This is a genomic window from Variovorax sp. YR266 (genome assembly GCF_900107295.1).
Taxonomy (GTDB): Bacteria; Pseudomonadota; Gammaproteobacteria; order Burkholderiales; family Burkholderiaceae_C; genus Variovorax.
The window spans coordinates 45,738-60,646 of record NZ_FNPM01000021.1 but is presented as its reverse complement, the minus strand read 5'-3'; the positions used below and the strand labels follow the sequence as shown (position 1 = coordinate 60,646).

The window sequence follows — 14,909 nt, the reverse complement described above, 5'->3', positions numbered from 1 at the left end:
ATCATGAACATGACGACGACGACGACCGCACCGATTGCAGCGACCGCGCCTCCTTCGCCTTCAGTGTGGCGCCCGCCCGAAATCTCGCTGCGCTGGTGGCCCGTGTTTTTGCGCAACCTGCTGGTGTGGCGCAAGCTCGCCATCCCCAGCCTGATCGGAAACATCGCCGAACCGCTGATCTGGCTCGTGGCCTTCGGCTACGGCATGGGCGCGCTTGTGGGGCAGGTGTCGGTCGACGGCGTGAAGGTGCCCTACATCCTGTTCCTGGCGAGCGGTTCGATCTGCATGAGCGCGATGAACGCAGCGAGCTTCGAGGCGCTGTATTCGGCGTTCTCGCGCATGCACGTGCAGAAGACATGGGACGGCATCATGAACGCGCCCGTCGGGCTCGACGACATCGTGATGGCCGAGATGCTGTGGGCGGCGTTCAAGTCGATCTTCACCGTGACGGCCATCCTGTTCGTGATGCTCGGGCTGGGCATCAGCCACAGCCCGAAGCTCATCGTCGCGTGGATGGTGCTGATCGGAGCGGGCATCACCTTCTCGTCGATCGCGCTGATCTTCAATGCGCTGGCGAAGGGCTATGACTTCTTCACGTACTACTTCACGCTGTTCATGACGCCGATGATGTTCCTGAGCGGCGTGTTCTTTCCGCTCGAGCAACTGCCCTCCGCCGTCAAGGCCGTGGCGGCCTGGCTGCCGCTGACGAATGCGGTGGCGCTGGTGCGGCCGCTGTTCATGGACCAGTGGCCGACCGACTGGTGGCTGCACGCGGCGGTGCTGACGGTGTATGCGGTGGTGGCGTTCTGGATTGCGCTGGCGTTGACGCGCAAGCGGTTCAAGGGGTGAGGCTGGATCTCTTCATCACCTGCAGCTGCATGACTCCCGCGGTCCGGGCCCTCACTTCAGGCGAAGCCAGGCAAGTGGCAACCGCCTCGTAGCCGGGCGCGCCGGGATAAGGCGCCACCTGGGTCGGCGGGCTGTGGTTGGCGGGGCAGAGGATGATGGTTTCGTCCGGGCCGACGGCAGTCAGGTCGAGGATGGCGCAGGAGCGGGTGAGCATGAAGAGGGGCCGCACGCCGGGCCCGCAGCGGCGCAGCCAGGCAATCAATGCCTCCTGGGTTGCGTGGTCGAGGCCTTGTTCGATCATGTCGATGACCAGAGCGTCCGGCCCTTCGGCCTGCAGCCCCGCGAGCAATGCGATCAAGGCATCCGACGGCGTGGCGCCGTCTTCCACGAGCCAGGTCAGGGCTTCGTCGACGCGGGACTTCAGCAGGGAATCGCCATCCAGCCGCCACTTTGCTGCTGCCACCTCGTCATCTTCAAGCCTCTCCAGGCCCAGCATGGCGGCGTTGGGCAGTGCATTGGCGAGGCACTGCGCCAGCCGGGTCTTGCCACTGCCTAGCGGACCAATGATGTAGTTCAGGGCGCGGATGTCGCGAAGCTCGAAGAGCTCCCCGCCCCATGGCCACGGCAGTTCGAATGCGATGCGGACCTCTGCAGCAGGTGCCAGCAGGCCTGTGAGTTCGCCGATGCTCGGCGTCCGGCCTTGCGCAAGTTCGCTTCGCAAGCCACGGACCTTGTCGACCGTGCGAGCAAGCTGGCGAAGCTGCGCTTCCAGCGCTGTCTGGTGCGCCGCCAGCGTTGGCTCCAGTCCCTGGGAATTGCCTTCCAGCGCCCGCTCCACCTGCGCAAGGCTGAAGCCGAGCGCGCGAAGCGCGACGATCTCGGCGGCCCGGGCCATCTCCTTCTGGCCATACGCCCGCCACCCTGCCGCAGTACGACCAGGCTCCACCAACCCGCGCTGCTCATAGAGCCGCAAGGCCTTGGCCGAAACACCGAGCCGCCTCGCGGCTTCGGATGGACTGAAAGAGCGAGCGGTGGATTGCATGAAGAGAACCTTTTTCGACGTTCTTCTCTTTTTAAGGGCTGCCCCAGGGGCCGGGTCAACAGGCGGACATGAAAGTTGGATTCACTGGCCTTGCAGGTTCAGAATGCCCGTTCCCGGCAGACTGTAGCCTCCGTTGAAACCAACGCTTGCAAATTAGATTGCACACAATCTAATTGCTCGCTACAATTCGACCCATGCGCTCCACCCCAGTCCCCGCCGACGAAATGCTCAAGCTGGACAACCAGCTGTGCTTCGCCGTGTACTCCGCCTCCCTGGCCATGACGCGGCTCTACAAGCCGGTGCTGGAAAAGCTGCAGCTCACCTACCCCCAATACCTCGTGATGCTCGCCCTCTGGGAGCAAGACGGCCTCATGGTCTCCGAGCTCGGCGAGAAGCTCTCGCTCGACTCGGGCACGCTCACGCCGCTGCTCAAGCGCCTCGAAGCCAACGGCTACGTGGCCCGTGTGCGCGACGTGGCCGACGAGCGCCGCGTGCACATCACGCTGACAGCTGCCGGCCGCAGGCTCAAGAGCCGCGCATCGAACGTGCCGGCCTGCCTGATGGCCGCCACCGAATGCTCGGTGCCCGAACTGATTTCGCTCACCCAGCAGATCCAGACCCTGCGCGACCGCATCAAGAAGGCAGCCTGACGCAGCGCAACATTTTTCTCCCGCTTCGGTCGATCCCATCAAGAAAGAACGAAGCCTTTCACCACCCTCCCTCCACTTCATCATCACCAAAGGAATCACCATGACCACCAAGCTCGACAAAGTTCTCTACACCGCAGAAGCTCACACCGTCGGCGGCCGTGACGGCGCAGGCAAGTCCAGCGATGGCGCCATCGACGTCAAGCTGAGCTCGCCCGGTTCCGGCAAGCCCGGCACCAACCCCGAGCAGCTGTTCGCGGTCGGCTATGCCGCCTGCTTCATCGGCGCGATGAAGGCCGTCGGCCCGAAGATCGGCGTGAAGGTGCCTGAAGACGTCGCCATCGACTCCAGCGTTTCCCTTGGCCCGACGAACGGCGGCGCGGCTTACGGCATCGCCGTGAAGCTGGCGATCACGCTGCCCGGCCTGGATGCAGATGCCAAGCAGAAGCTGGTCGACACCGCTCACCAGGTTTGCCCCTACTCGAACGCCACCCGCGGCAACATCGACGTGGAACTGACGATCGCCTAAAAGCTCGTTGCGCGCGCGAACAAGCGGTCCGGCCACAAGCCGGGCCGCTTTTTTCATGCCCGCCGATGTCTCACGGGTGACGCCAAAACCCGCCGCGAGATAGCGCCTTTCATCAAGCTTGGCTAACGTAGCTGGACACCAACTGCCAGGAGCCTCGCTCATGAGCACCACCAGCTTCCTCATCCGCAAAGACCAGCTCGCCACCACGCGCCTGCACACCGCCACCGACGAAGCGCTCGCCGACGGCCAGGTGCGCGTGCGCATCGACAGCTTTGCGCTCACTTCCAACAACATCACGTATGCCGCCTTCGGTGACGCGATGAGCTACTGGCAGTTCTTCCCGAGCGGCGAAGAGGGCTGGGGCAGCATTCCCGTGTGGGGCTTTGCGAGCGTCGTGCAGTCGCTCCACCCGGGTGTGGCGGTGGGCGAACGGCTCTACGGCTACTGGCCAATGGCTTCAGCCGCGGTGCTGAGCCCCGGGCGGCTCTCGCCCGAGCGCTTCACCGACGTGGCGCCGCACCGCGCGGAGCTGCCCGCCGTCTACAACCAGTACTTCCGCTGCGCGAGCGACGCGCTCTACACGGCCGACACCGAAGACACCCAGGCCCTGCTGCGCCCGCTGTTCATCACCTCGTGGCTGATCGACGACTTCATGGCCGACAACGATTTCTTCGGCGCGAAGACCATGCTGCTGTCGAGCGCATCGAGCAAGACGGCATACGGCACCGCCTTCCAGCTGCACCAGCGCGAGGGCATCGAGGTGATCGGCCTGACCTCGCCCTCCAACGTGGCCTTCTGCGAAAGCCTGGGCTGCTACGACCGCGTGGTGACCTACGAAGCACTCGACACCATCGCGGCCGACACGCCCTGCGTGTACGTCGACTTCGCCGGCAACGGCGCGCTGCGCAACGCCATCCATGAGCGCTTCACGAATCTCGCATACAGCAGCTCCATCGGCGGCACGCACGTCGAGCAGCTTGCAACCAAGGGCGCGGGCAAGGACTTGTCGGGCCCGCGCGCCACGCTGTTCTTCGCACCGGCGCAGATCAAGAAGCGCACCACCGAATGGGGCCCCGACGAATTCGGGCGCCGCATGGTCGCGGCCTGGCACAACTTCCTGGCCACCGTCACCGATGCGAAGGCCCCCTGGCTGCACGCCGAACACCACGATGGCGGCGAGGCAGTGCAGGCCGCCTACGCGCAGGTGCTCGCGGGCAAGGGCGACCCGCGCACGGGCCATATCCTTTCTCTTTACAAACAACCTGCAAGCGCGTGAGCCCGCGGGGCGCCGTGTGGCGACAATCGCCGCATGACCCTTTCTTCCGCGGCGCCCGCGAACACACATCCTTACGAGAGCCTCACGCCAGACGTGGTGCTCGACGCGCTCGCGACGCTCGGCCTGTACGGCGACGGCCGGCTCACAGGCCTGAACTCCTATGAAAACCGGGTCTACCAGGTCTACCTGGAGGATCGCAGTGCCGTGGTGGTCAAGTTCTACCGCCCCGGCCGCTGGAGCGAGGCCGAGATCCTCGAAGAGCACGGCTTCTCGCTCGAACTGGCCGCCGGCGAAGTGCCGGCCGTACCGCCGCTGGCCTTCGAAGGCAAGACGCTGCATCACCACGCCGGCTTCGCCTTCAGCGTGAGCCCCTACCGCGGCGGCCGCGCACCGGAGCTCGACAACTTCGAGGTGCTCGAATGGGTCGGCCGCTTTCTGGCGCGCATCCATACCGTGGGCAGCGCCAAGCCTTTCGAGGCCCGCCCCGCGCTCGACCTGCAGACCTTCGGCCTCGACTCGCGCGACTGGCTGCTGGAGAACGACAAGATTCCGCTCGACATGCAGCGCGACTGGGAAAAGATCTGCAACGAGGCGCTGGACATGGTTCGCGCGACCGCCCTCGCGCTGCAGCCACCGGACTCCGACTTCAAGCCCCGCAAGCTGCGCCTGCATGGCGACGTACATCCCGGCAACATCCTGTGGACGCCCACCGACCGCCCCGGCGGCGGCCCGCACTTCGTCGACCTCGACGACGCGCGCACCGGCTTCGCGGTGCAAGACCTGTGGATGCTGCTGTCGGGCGACCGCGCACAGCGCACGTCGCAACTGTCGGGCCTGCTCGACGGCTACGAGCAGTTCCGCGAATTCGACCGCCGCGAGCTGGCGCTGATCGAACCGCTGCGCACGCTGCGGCTCATCCACTACAGCGCCTGGCTGGCGCGGCGCTGGGAAGACCCGATCTTCCCGATCAACTTTCCGTGGTTCGGCTCCAGCGACTACTGGAAGGGGCAGATCCTCGTGCTGGAAGACCAGTGCGAGCAGATGGCCGAAGAGCCCCTTTACGCCTAGAAATGTCGGCCCCCCGGTTTTCACTCCGCTTCGCTGCGTGTAATTCTCCACCCCCCAAGGGGGAGGCCCGGCCGCCTTGGGGCGGCCCGGCGGCGGCCGGCTGCGCGTCGACCACGCCCTGCAGCAGCCGCTCGACCAGCACATTGGCCGGTCCGTTGCGCCAGATGCCATAGGCCTCCGACTGCGCCACCACCCGGTCGAGCGGCCTGAACACCGCGCCGCGCAGGGCCGAATGCCGCATCGCCTGCGGCACCAGCGCCACGCCCATGCCCTGCGACACCAGCGAGACCACGGCCAGCCAATGGCGCACCTCGTGCCGCACCTCGGGCAGAAAGCCCGCGTCGGCGCAGATCGACAGGATGCGCTCGTGATAGTCGGGTGAGGCCTCGCGCGAGAACAGCACGAAGGGCTGCTCGCGCAGGTCGGCCGGCGCCAGCACCCGCTTGCGCGCCAGCGCATGCCCAGCCGGCAGGCAAGCCACGAAGGGTTCCGACAGCAGCAGCCGGTGCTGCAGTTCGAGCGGCACGCGGCGCGTGTGGGCAAAGCCGATGTCCAGCCGGTCGTTCAGCAGCTCGGTGATCTGCACGCCGGAGTTGAGTTCGCTCAGCGTGATGCGCACCGCCGGGTGCTTCGCCTGGAAGGCACGCAGCGCCTGCGGCAGGCCCCGGTACAGCATCGCGCCCACGAAGCCGATGCGCAGCCGCCCGGCCGAGCCCAGCGCCACGTCGCGCGCCTCGATGGCGGCTTCTTCCGCCTGCAGCAGCACGCGCCGCGCCGAGATGCGCAGTGCCTCGCCGGCGGGCGTGAGCCGCACCTCCTTGCTGTTGCGCTCGAACAGTCGCGCGCCCACGTTGTCTTCCAGCTGCCGGATCGCCACCGACAGCGGCGGCTGCGAGATCGACAGGCGCCGCGCTGCCCGCCCGAAGTGCAGTTCTTCGGCGAGCACGGAGAAGTAGCGCAGGTGCCGCAGTTCCATGGATAGTCAGATCGAATCGAACAAGACCAAATCGATATTAGACACGGATCGTCGCGGCTTCAACAATGCGCCAAACCAAGGAAACCATGGAGACAAAGCGCATGTCCGCAGAGCACGCCCATCCGATCCCCGATCGCCACGGCCAGAACCTGTTCACCACCGACGCCGAGCTGCCCGCGCTGCTCGCGCTCTACCTGCCCGACGACCTGCGCCACCACATGCAGCCGCACTTCGAGCGCCTGGGCGGCCTCGCGGGCGGCCTGCTCGACGAGCTGGCCGGCACCGCCGACCGCAACCCGCCCGTGCTGAAGCAGCGCACGCGCACCGGCCTCGACGAGCAGAAGGTCGTGAAGCACCCCGCGTACGTCGAAATGGAACGCCTCGCGCTCAGCGAATTCGGCCTGGCCGCCATCTCGCATCGCGACGACACACTGGGCTGGAAGGGCAAGATGCCGCCGCTGGTCAAGTACGTGCTGACCTACCTGTTCGTGCAGGCCGAGTTCGGCTTGTGCTGCCCGGTGTCGATGACCGACTCCCTCACGCGCACGCTGAAGAAGTTCGGCAGCCCGGAGCTGCTCGCAAAGCACCTGCCGCGCCTGACCTCGCTCGACTTCGACGAGCTGGCGCAAGGTGCGATGTTCATGACCGAGCAGGCCGCCGGCTCCGACATTGCCGCCACCGCCACGATGGCGCACCAGGAAGCCGATGGCGGCTGGCGCCTCACTGGCGACAAGTGGTTCTGCTCCAACCCCGATGCCGACTTCGCGATGGTGCTCGCGCGTGCCGACGACGGCTTGCCCGGCATGAAGGGCGTGTCGCTGTTCCTGCTGCCGCGCCGGCTCGAAGATGGCAGCCTCAACCACTACCGAATCATCCGGCTGAAGGACAAGCTGGGCACACGCTCGATGGCCAGCGGCGAGATCCGCCTCGAAGGCGCGGTCGCGTACCTCGTGGGTGAAGCGGGCCGCGGCTTCGTGCAGATGGCAGACATGGTCAACAACTCGCGCCTGTCGAACGGCGTGCGCGCTGCCGGCCTGATGCGCCGTGCGGTGGCCGAGGCAGAGTTCATCGCATCCGAGCGCCGCGCCTTCGGCCGCACGCTCGACCAGATGCCGCTGATGCAGCGCCAGCTAGACAAGCTGCGCTTGCCGGCCGAACAGGCGCGCACGATGGTGTGCCAGACGGCGCTGGCGCTGGCCCGCTCCGACGCAGCCGAGCCCGACGCGTATGCGCTGCTGCGCATCCTCACGCCGCTCATCAAGTTCCGCGCCTGCCGCGATGCGCGCAAGGTCACGGGCGACGCGATGGAAGTGCGCGGCGGCTGCGGCTACATCGAGGAATGGAGCGATGCGCGCCTCGTGCGCGACGCGCACCTGGGCTCGATCTGGGAAGGCACGAGCAACATCGTGGCGCTGGACGTGATTCGCGCGGTGAAGCGCGAAGGCTCGCTGCCGGTGCTGCGCGCGCACTGCGCGAAGCTGCTGGGCGATGCGGCGCTCGCTCCTGGCTTCGCGAAGGCCTTGCGCGATGCGCTCGACCGCGCCGCCGCGCTGACCGAAACCGCCGCGCGTGAAGGCGGCGACGTGCTCGCGCGGCAGGCCGCATCGGCGCTTTATCACTGCACCAGCGCCATCGCGATGGCCTGGGAGGCCGCACACGGCGGCTCCGCACCACGCATGCGCTGGGCGCAACTGGTGCTGCTGCATCGCGTGCTGCCGCGCGATCCGCTCTCGCCCGATGCCATGCCCGCGGACTGGAATGCCGCCACCGGTCAATCCTCGACAGTGCCGGCCTGAGCCTCTTTCCCTCTTACAAAAACGGAGACATCCCTTGAAACGCCTCACCTTCCTGCTGGCCGCCTGCGCCACGCTGCTGACAGCAATGCCCGCAGCACATGCGGCCGACGCCTTCCCCACCAAGCCCCTGATGCTGGTCGTGCCCTTCCCGCCCGGCGGCCCCACCGACGCGATGGCCCGCACGCTGGCCGCCGAGATGAAAGACCGCCTTGGCCAGCCCATGATCGTGGAGAACCGCGCAGGCGCCGGCGGCAACATCGGCGCCGAATACGTGGCGCGCGCCGAGGCCGACGGCCACACGCTGCTGTTCGGCACCTCGGGCCCGTTGGCCATCAACGCGAGCCTGTACCGCAAGATCAACTACGACCCGGTGAAGAGCTTCGCGCCGGTGATCCAGGTCGGCTACCTGCCCAACATCCTGGTGGTGAACCCCGCCCTGCCCGTGAAGACCGTGCCGGAGCTCGTGGCCTACGCCAAGGCCAACCCCGGCAAGCTCAGCTATGCATCGTCGGGCAACGGCGCGTCGTCGCACCTCGCGGGCGTGCTCTTCAACTCGGTAGCGGGCACCGACCTGCAGCACATTCCCTACAAAGGCACCGGCCCCGCGCTCAACGACCTGCTGGGTAACCAGGTCAGCATGACCTTCACCGACATCCTCACCGCGCTGCCTTACGTCAAGGCCGGCAAGCTGCGCGCACTGGGCGTGGCCACCGTCGCGCGCTCGCAGGCGCTGCCCGACGTACCGACGATTTCGGAGCAGGGCTACAAGGGCTACGACGTGAGCGTGTTCTTCGGCATCGTCGCGCCGGCCGGCACGCCAGCCGACCGCGTGAGCAAGCTCAACCATGCCTTCGCCGAAGTGCTGAACTCGCCCAAGGTGAAGCAGATGTTCGCGGCGCAAGGCCTCGAAGCTTCGGCCGACACTTCGCCGCAGAAGCTGGGGCAGTTCATTGGTAGCGAGTCTGTGAAGTGGAAAGACGTGGTGAAGAAGTCGGGGGCGCAGCTGGATTGATGCAGCTGCGTTGTTCGGGGCGCGCTCACGCCGACGGGGTACCTTGCTCCGCGAATGTCCCCCGGCCTGCGGCCTCCTCCTTTATTTCGCTGCGCAAGGCACCCCATCGGCGTGATCGTTCAGCGCAGTGGCCAAACGACCGGCACAAGCGCGGCGCTCACTGTGCACAGGGCATCGGGTGCTCCCCGCAGCGAAATAAAGGAGGAGCCGAAGGCGGGGGACATTCGCGGAGGGGAGTACCCGGTGGCCTGTGCACTCGCCCCGAATGAACGAACAAAACAAATCCAAGGACCAGAAATGACACAAGCCCAAGGCGCCCTCGCAGGCATCCGCGTCCTCGACATCTCCCGCATCCTCGGCGGCCCCTACTGCGGCCAGATCCTCGGCGATCACGGAGCCGACGTGCTCAAGGTCGAGCCGCCACAGGGCGACGACACGCGCACATGGGGGCCGCCCTTCAGGGAAGGCGTGGCCTCGTACTACCACGGGCTCAACCGCAACAAGCGCGTGCAGCACCTCGACTTCTCGACGGAAGAAGGCCGCACTGCACTGCTCGCGCTGGTGGCCGAAGCCGACGTGCTGATCGAGAACTTCAAGACCGGCACGATGGAACGCTGGGGCGTCGGCTACGAAACGCTGTCGCAGCGCTTTCCGCGCCTCGTGTGGTGCCGCGTGTCGGGCTTCGGCGCCGATGGTCCACTAGGTGCGCTGCCGGGCTATGACGCCGCCGTGCAGGCCATGACCGGCATCATGAGCATCAACGGCGAAGCCGACGGCGGTCCGCTGCGCGTGGGCCTGCCGGTGGTCGACATGGTGACCGGGCTCAACGCGGTGATCGGCGTGCTGCTCGCTCTGCAGGAGCGCCAGCGCAGCGGGCGTGGGCAGTTCGTGGAGGCAGCGCTGTACGACAGCGGCCTGTCGCTGCTGCATCCGCACGCGGCCAACTGGTTCATGGACGGCACCGAGCCGCGCCGCACCGGCAATGCGCATCCGAACATCTATCCGTACGACGCGCTGGCCACCGGCACCGACCCGGTGTTCGTGGCCGTGGGCAACGACCGGCAGTTCGCCAGCCTGTGCCGCTGCATCGGGCTGCCCGATCTGGCGGACGATCCGCTCTACCGCACGGCCGGCGTGCGCTCGGTGCATCGCGACGGACTCAAGCAGCAACTCGAGGCGGCGATGGCGGCCTTCGATGGCCGCGCGCTGGTCGAGCAACTGATGGCGGCCGGCGTGCCCGCCGCGCCAGTGCTTCCGGTCGATGCCGCGTTGCAGCATCCGCACACGCTGCACCGCGAGATGGTGGTGGAGATGCCCGGTGGCTATCGCGGCATCGGCGCGCCGGTGAAGCTGAGCCGCACGCCGGCAAGCTACCGGCACGCGCCACTCACGCCGGGCGATGCCTTCCTGCCGCTGGACGACTCAATGGAGCAGTGATGATCGGCCGCGGCCGATGCCGTAGTACGCGATGCCCACGGACTCGACCTCCGCGGCGTCGTAGACATTGCGGCCATCGAAGATCGCCGGCGTGCGCAGTGCCTTCGCGATGCCCGCGAAATCGGGCCGCCGGAACTCCGCCCACTCGGTAACGAGTGCCAGCACATCGGCGCCCTGCAGCGCCTCTTGCGCTGTGTCGCACCAGCGCACGTCATCGCGCTCGCCGACAAGGCTGCGCGCGTTCGGCATTGCCGCCGGGTCGTAGACCTGCACGCGCGCACCGGCGGCCCACAGCCGCCCCAGCAGCACGAGGCTCGGCGCATCGCGCATGTCGTCGGTGTCGGGCTTGAAGGCCAGGCCCCACACGGCGATGGTCTTGCCCGCGATGCGGCCTTCGAAGTGGTGCGTCATCAGGTCGAACAGCCGGCTCTTCTGCTCGTGGTTCGTGGCCTCGACCGCCGAGAGGATGCGAAGCGCATGGCCGTCGCGGTCGGCCGCGTACCTCAGCGCCCGCACATCCTTCGCGAGGCACGAGCCACCATAGCCCGCACCCGCCTGCAGAAAGTCGGGCCCGATGCGCCGGTCAGCGCCGATGCCGCGGCGCACCATCTCGATGTCGGCACCCGCATGCTCGGCCAGGCGGGCCATCTCGTTCATGAAGCTGATGCGGGTGGCGAGCATGGCGTTGGCCGCGTACTTGGTGAGCTCGGCCGAGCGGCGGTCCATCACCAGCAACTGCCTTGTCGGGTCCTCGATGAAGGGTTCGTAGAGCCGGGTCAGCAGGTCGACGGCCCACGGGTTTTCGCTGCCGATCACCACGCGGTCGGGCCGCCGGCAGTCGCGCACGGCCGAGCCTTCGCGCAGGAACTCGGGGTTCGCCGCCACCGCGATGCGAAGCCGCGCGCCGCGTTGCGAAAGCTCGCCGCTCAATACTGCCTCGACCTGGTCGGCAGTGCCCACCGGCGCGGTCGACTTGCACACGACCACCGCCTCGCGGTCACGGTGCCGCCCGATGCCGGCGGCCACGGCCATCACATGGCGCAGGTCGACGCGGCCTTCGGCGTCGGCGGGCGTGTTCACCACGATGAAGAGCACGTCGCCATGCAGGCAGGCCGTGCGCTCGTCGGCGGTGAACTGCAGCGTTCCGGCGGCCAGGCCAGCGGTCACCAGCGCCTCCAGGTCCGGTTCATGCAAGGGCATCAGGCCGCGCTGCAGCCCTTCGATGCGAGCCAAATCCGCGTCCGCGCACAGCACTTCGTGGCCCGCTTCAGCCAGGCAGGCGGCGAAGCTCAGGCCCACGTAGCCGGCGCCGAAGATGCTGACTTTCATGGGCGAGCCCATGGCGCACGGCACTGGTGGCGGGCGCGGTTGTGCGATAAAAGCAGGATGCAAGCCTTCAAAACAATGTCCGGACAGGAAAATTCGATGATGCCCGATCAAGTTGCGGCGCGTTGCGCGCTGGTCCTGGAGACCAACAACCTGCGCGGCGGAGCCGATGCCGAGGCCAAAGCAGGCACCAGCCTGCAGCGCCTCGTCGCCCTGCTGGCGAAGCAGAAACTGCCGCTCACCGCGCTCGCGCAGGTGGTCGTCACGCACGACGGGCTGAGCCCGGCCACCTGCGAGGCCGTGAGCAAGCTCGCAGGCTGCCCGGTCGACTTCGTGCGCATCGACGCCGCCACCGGTTATTACGACGCCAAGAATGTCGGCTTCGAGGCCACCGATGCGCAGCGCTGCACGCACGTGGTGTTCGCCGACGCCGACTGCCTGCCCGACGACGACTGGCTGCTGCAGATGCTGCTGCCGTTCACGTGGAGCGACGCGCCCGCCGTGGTGGCTGGCCGCACCAGCTACGCGGCCAACGTGGTCGGCACCGCGCTCACGACCATCGACTTCATGTATTTCCCCAACGCGGACCATGCCGGCGCCACGAGCAACTTCTACGCGAACAACGTGGCCTTCCGCCGCGACGTGTTCGAGCAGCACAGCTACCAGGCGCTCGACGGCGTGTACCGCGCGCACTGCCAGGTGCTGGGCATGCGGCTGAAGGCGGCGAGCGTACCGATCCACTACGCGGCACAGGCCCACACCGAGCACCGCCTGCCCGACACGCGCGCCGAGGCGCTCAAGCTGCGCTGGATGCGCGGGCAGGACACGTACTCGCTCACGCCGCACCTGCTGCGCAGCTACGTATCGCCGCGCTGGCAGTGGCTCGCGAAGAGCGGGCCGATCGGGCCGCTGGCCGTGCTGTTCACCCGGCTGGGGTTCAGCGTGAAGGCGCTCAATCATCAAGACCTGCCGCCGCTGCGCGGGCTGCGCTGGCTCGCGGGCGTGGCGTTGATCCTCGGCTTCTCGGCGGTCGACATGCTGGGTGCGTTCGCGCGCGGCATCGGGTGGCACACCACGGGCAGCACCAACGCCGACGCGCAGGCGCTTTCGTATCACCGGCCCTGAACGCCTTTCGCGCCTTCCTTCTCTTCCAGAAGAACAACAAGACAAGAACATGCCAATTCGCTCTTCATTCATCGCTCGCCAGCTGACGCTCGGCCTCGCGCTCGCAGGCGCCTTCACGCTGGCAAGTGCAGCCGACTTTGTCGGCCGCGGCGTCTTCAACTTCAAGTCCGACGCCGGCTGCCCCTTCGCCGCGCTCGCGGGCCCCGGCAACGACTGCAACCGCCTCGCCCTCGACGACCCCGACACGCGCGCCGCGCTCGACAGCGCCGCGCACACCATCCGCTTCGTCAACACGCGCAGCTACAACGAGAAAACCATCGTCGGCGACGTGCTGTTGCAAGGTTCCGGCCAGGCGCGCAGCGGCCAGCGCGTGCCGCTGACCTTTCATGCGCTGGTGAGCCGTTCGGGCAGCGAGTGGTCGGTGAGCAGCCACGTCCACTCGCCCATGGGCGGCGAGTTCAGCGACATCCGCATCGACCCGTACCAGATCGTGGTGGTGAACGAGGCGACCACCGACCATGTGCTGCTCACAGCCGACCAGGTCGTCGAGGCGCTGGCCAAGCCTTCGCTGACCGCGCGCCTGGCCAACGTGCTGGTGCAGGTGGAAGACAACCGCACGAATGGCGCAAGGGACGCCGACATCACCATCGGCCTCGGCCTGAGCAAGGCCTCGAAGTCGGTGGCACGCGCGCGCTTTCATGCGCCGGCCGCCAGGGGGATGCAACTGGCCGAGGCCATGCAGCAGGGCAACTGGACGCTGGAGCTGCAGGCGCTGAGCGGCCAGATCCCGCACCAGGTGGTGCAGCGCGACATGTTCCTGTACGGGCTCGAGTCGCAGTCGCTGCTGCAGCCGTTGCTGCAGCGCGGCTTCCGCAAGAACGAGAAGCTCGTGCTCGGCGCCGCCAACGGCAAGGGCTATGTACGCTACGACGGCCAGCAACGCGAATTCGCGGGTGCCGATGCCGCCGCGCGCGCCTTCCTGCAGGACAGCTTCATCGGGCTGGTGCTGGGCTGGCAGCAGCAGACACCACAGACCACGAAGGCCAAGGCCGATGGCCGCTGAGCCAGCCGACGACATCGCAGCCGGCTTCGACTGCCTCTCTGCGCCCACCTTGCGCGGCTGGCCGGCCCTGCAGGCCCGCCTCGTGCACCACGTCAAGCGCGCCGCACTGCGCCAGCTGCATGCGAGCAATGCTGGTGAGATGCTGTTGCTGCGCTTCTATCTGGTGGGCGAGGAATCATCCGAGCAGGCGCTGCAGCGCGAACTGCGCATCGCCCCGCCCGAGTGGCTGGCGCGCCAGCTCGACCAGCACCTGGCCGACGAGCAACACCATGCGCGCCTGTTCGCGCAGGCCATCGTCGAGCGCGGCGGCAACGCGCAGGCGGCAGCTTCACCCGAAGAGGCGCCGCAGCCCGACTGGTTCAGCCGCCGCAAGCTCGCGCGCTGGCAGGCGCTCATTCGCCGCCATGCGCCGCATTTCGTGCACGGCGGGCTGGTGCCGGCCTATGCCATCGGCCTCTCGGCGGAGCAGATGGCCTCGCGCATCCTGCAGCGCCATTGCGCGCTGATCGGCCCGCAACATGCGCTGCACCCGCTGCTGTCGCGTGTGCTGATTGATGAAGACCGCCACATCCGTCTGTGCAGCCACACCTTGCAGCGCTGTGTGGCGCCGCATGAAGAGGCGCGGCTCGCGCAACTGATGCGCGAGGTGCGCGACACCGAGCGCGGCTTCGGCGTTACCGGCGCGCTAGGCATGTGGATCGCCGGCGTGGCGCTGCGGCTGCGCCCCGGCGCGACGCGGCCGGTGCAGCAGCATCACGCCTGA

At 67.5% G+C, this 14,909-nt stretch carries 13 protein-coding genes and 1 pseudogene; 11 read left to right on the top strand and 3 right to left on the bottom strand.

The window, feature by feature from the left end:
- The first annotated feature begins 3 nt into the window (after nucleotides 1–3).
- Entirely contained in the window at nucleotides 4–849 is an 846-nt protein-coding gene (locus BLW48_RS32725) for an ABC transporter permease (RefSeq protein WP_093179795.1), read from the top strand.
- Here the strand turns inward: BLW48_RS32725 and BLW48_RS32720 are convergent.
- The gene (locus BLW48_RS32720; RefSeq protein ID WP_093179793.1) at nucleotides 839–1,891 is read right to left on the bottom strand and encodes a MerR family transcriptional regulator; all 1,053 of its coding nucleotides are present in this window, start codon (nucleotides 1,889–1,891) and stop codon (nucleotides 839–841) included. The two genes, BLW48_RS32725 and BLW48_RS32720, sit on opposite strands and share 11 nt — an antisense overlap.
- Before the next feature lie 194 nt (nucleotides 1,892–2,085).
- On the opposite strand from BLW48_RS32720, the gene BLW48_RS32715 reads away from it, so the two are divergent.
- From BLW48_RS32715 to BLW48_RS32700, 4 genes are all read left to right on the top strand, one after another.
- Entirely contained in the window at nucleotides 2,086–2,541 is a 456-nt protein-coding gene (locus tag BLW48_RS32715; protein WP_093179792.1) for a MarR family winged helix-turn-helix transcriptional regulator, read from the top strand.
- Nucleotides 2,542–2,641: 100 nt separating this feature from the next.
- A complete protein-coding gene (locus BLW48_RS32710) occupies nucleotides 2,642–3,067 on the top strand; it encodes an organic hydroperoxide resistance protein (RefSeq protein ID WP_093058675.1) in 426 nt (141 codons plus the stop codon).
- A gap of 160 nt (nucleotides 3,068–3,227) precedes the next feature.
- On the top strand, nucleotides 3,228–4,343 hold the full coding sequence (locus tag BLW48_RS32705) for a DUF2855 family protein (RefSeq protein WP_177142490.1): 1,116 nt from the start codon (nucleotides 3,228–3,230) through the stop codon (nucleotides 4,341–4,343).
- 33 nt (nucleotides 4,344–4,376) lie between these two features.
- Nucleotides 4,377–5,411 (top strand): serine/threonine protein kinase, encoded by a 1,035-nt coding sequence (locus BLW48_RS32700; protein WP_093179789.1) that lies wholly within the window; start codon nucleotides 4,377–4,379, stop codon nucleotides 5,409–5,411.
- Nucleotides 5,412–5,505: 94 nt separating this feature from the next.
- Here BLW48_RS32700 and BLW48_RS32695 read toward each other — a convergent pair.
- Nucleotides 5,506–6,387 (bottom strand): annotated as a pseudogene (locus BLW48_RS32695) (LysR family transcriptional regulator); the annotation flags it as partial.
- Between the two features lie 101 nt (nucleotides 6,388–6,488).
- Between BLW48_RS32695 and BLW48_RS32690 the strand changes: the two are divergent.
- The 3 genes from BLW48_RS32690 (at nucleotide 6,489) to BLW48_RS32680 (ending at nucleotide 10,632) form a co-directional block, all read left to right on the top strand.
- A complete protein-coding gene (locus tag BLW48_RS32690) occupies nucleotides 6,489–8,183 on the top strand; it encodes an acyl-CoA dehydrogenase family protein (RefSeq protein ID WP_093179831.1) in 1,695 nt (564 codons plus the stop codon).
- Between the two features lie 34 nt (nucleotides 8,184–8,217).
- Entirely contained in the window at nucleotides 8,218–9,195 is a 978-nt protein-coding gene (locus tag BLW48_RS32685; protein WP_093179787.1) for a Bug family tripartite tricarboxylate transporter substrate binding protein, read from the top strand.
- A 297-nt stretch (nucleotides 9,196–9,492) separates the two neighbouring features.
- The gene (locus tag BLW48_RS32680) at nucleotides 9,493–10,632 is read left to right on the top strand and encodes a CaiB/BaiF CoA transferase family protein (protein WP_093179786.1); all 1,140 of its coding nucleotides are present in this window, start codon (nucleotides 9,493–9,495) and stop codon (nucleotides 10,630–10,632) included.
- On the opposite strand, the gene BLW48_RS32675 is transcribed toward BLW48_RS32680, so the two are convergent.
- Nucleotides 10,618–11,961, bottom strand: coding sequence for a UDP-glucose dehydrogenase family protein (locus tag BLW48_RS32675; RefSeq protein ID WP_093179829.1), 1,344 nt, complete (start codon nucleotides 11,959–11,961; stop codon nucleotides 10,618–10,620). The two genes, BLW48_RS32680 and BLW48_RS32675, sit on opposite strands and share 15 nt — an antisense overlap.
- Nucleotides 11,962–12,057: 96 nt before the next feature.
- On the opposite strand from BLW48_RS32675, the gene BLW48_RS32670 reads away from it, so the two are divergent.
- The 3 genes from BLW48_RS32670 to BLW48_RS32660 are packed head-to-tail and all read left to right on the top strand — an operon-like array spanning nucleotide 12,058 to nucleotide 14,909.
- A complete protein-coding gene (locus BLW48_RS32670) occupies nucleotides 12,058–13,083 on the top strand; it encodes a glycosyltransferase family 2 protein (protein ID WP_093179785.1) in 1,026 nt (341 codons plus the stop codon).
- A 49-nt stretch (nucleotides 13,084–13,132) separates the two neighbouring features.
- Nucleotides 13,133–14,146 carry a hypothetical protein gene (locus BLW48_RS32665; RefSeq protein ID WP_093179783.1) on the top strand — a complete coding sequence of 338 codons (1,014 nt, stop codon included), beginning with the start codon at nucleotides 13,133–13,135 and terminating at the stop codon, nucleotides 14,144–14,146.
- Nucleotides 14,136–14,909, top strand: coding sequence for a ferritin family protein (locus BLW48_RS32660; RefSeq protein WP_093179782.1), 774 nt, complete (start codon nucleotides 14,136–14,138; stop codon nucleotides 14,907–14,909). Before BLW48_RS32665 ends, BLW48_RS32660 begins: the two co-directional genes overlap by 11 nt.

What these genes read in the sequence shown, in the direction of transcription:
- BLW48_RS32725 (WP_093179795.1), top strand. Translation starts at nt 4, where the DNA reads ATGAACATGACGACGACGACGACCGCACCGATTGCAGCGACCGCGCCT.
- BLW48_RS32720 (WP_093179793.1), bottom strand. Translation starts at nt 1,891, where the DNA reads ATGCAATCCACCGCTCGCTCTTTCAGTCCATCCGAAGCCGCGAGGCGG.
- BLW48_RS32715 (WP_093179792.1), top strand. Translation starts at nt 2,086, where the DNA reads ATGCGCTCCACCCCAGTCCCCGCCGACGAAATGCTCAAGCTGGACAAC.
- BLW48_RS32710 (WP_093058675.1), top strand. Translation starts at nt 2,642, where the DNA reads ATGACCACCAAGCTCGACAAAGTTCTCTACACCGCAGAAGCTCACACC.
- BLW48_RS32705 (WP_177142490.1), top strand. Translation starts at nt 3,228, where the DNA reads ATGAGCACCACCAGCTTCCTCATCCGCAAAGACCAGCTCGCCACCACG.
- BLW48_RS32700 (WP_093179789.1), top strand. Translation starts at nt 4,377, where the DNA reads ATGACCCTTTCTTCCGCGGCGCCCGCGAACACACATCCTTACGAGAGC.
- BLW48_RS32690 (WP_093179831.1), top strand. Translation starts at nt 6,489, where the DNA reads ATGTCCGCAGAGCACGCCCATCCGATCCCCGATCGCCACGGCCAGAAC.
- BLW48_RS32680 (WP_093179786.1), top strand. Translation starts at nt 9,493, where the DNA reads ATGACACAAGCCCAAGGCGCCCTCGCAGGCATCCGCGTCCTCGACATC.
- BLW48_RS32675 (WP_093179829.1), bottom strand. Translation starts at nt 11,961, where the DNA reads ATGAAAGTCAGCATCTTCGGCGCCGGCTACGTGGGCCTGAGCTTCGCC.
- BLW48_RS32670 (WP_093179785.1), top strand. Translation starts at nt 12,058, where the DNA reads ATGATGCCCGATCAAGTTGCGGCGCGTTGCGCGCTGGTCCTGGAGACC.
- BLW48_RS32665 (WP_093179783.1), top strand. Translation starts at nt 13,133, where the DNA reads ATGCCAATTCGCTCTTCATTCATCGCTCGCCAGCTGACGCTCGGCCTC.
- BLW48_RS32660 (WP_093179782.1), top strand. Translation starts at nt 14,136, where the DNA reads ATGGCCGCTGAGCCAGCCGACGACATCGCAGCCGGCTTCGACTGCCTC.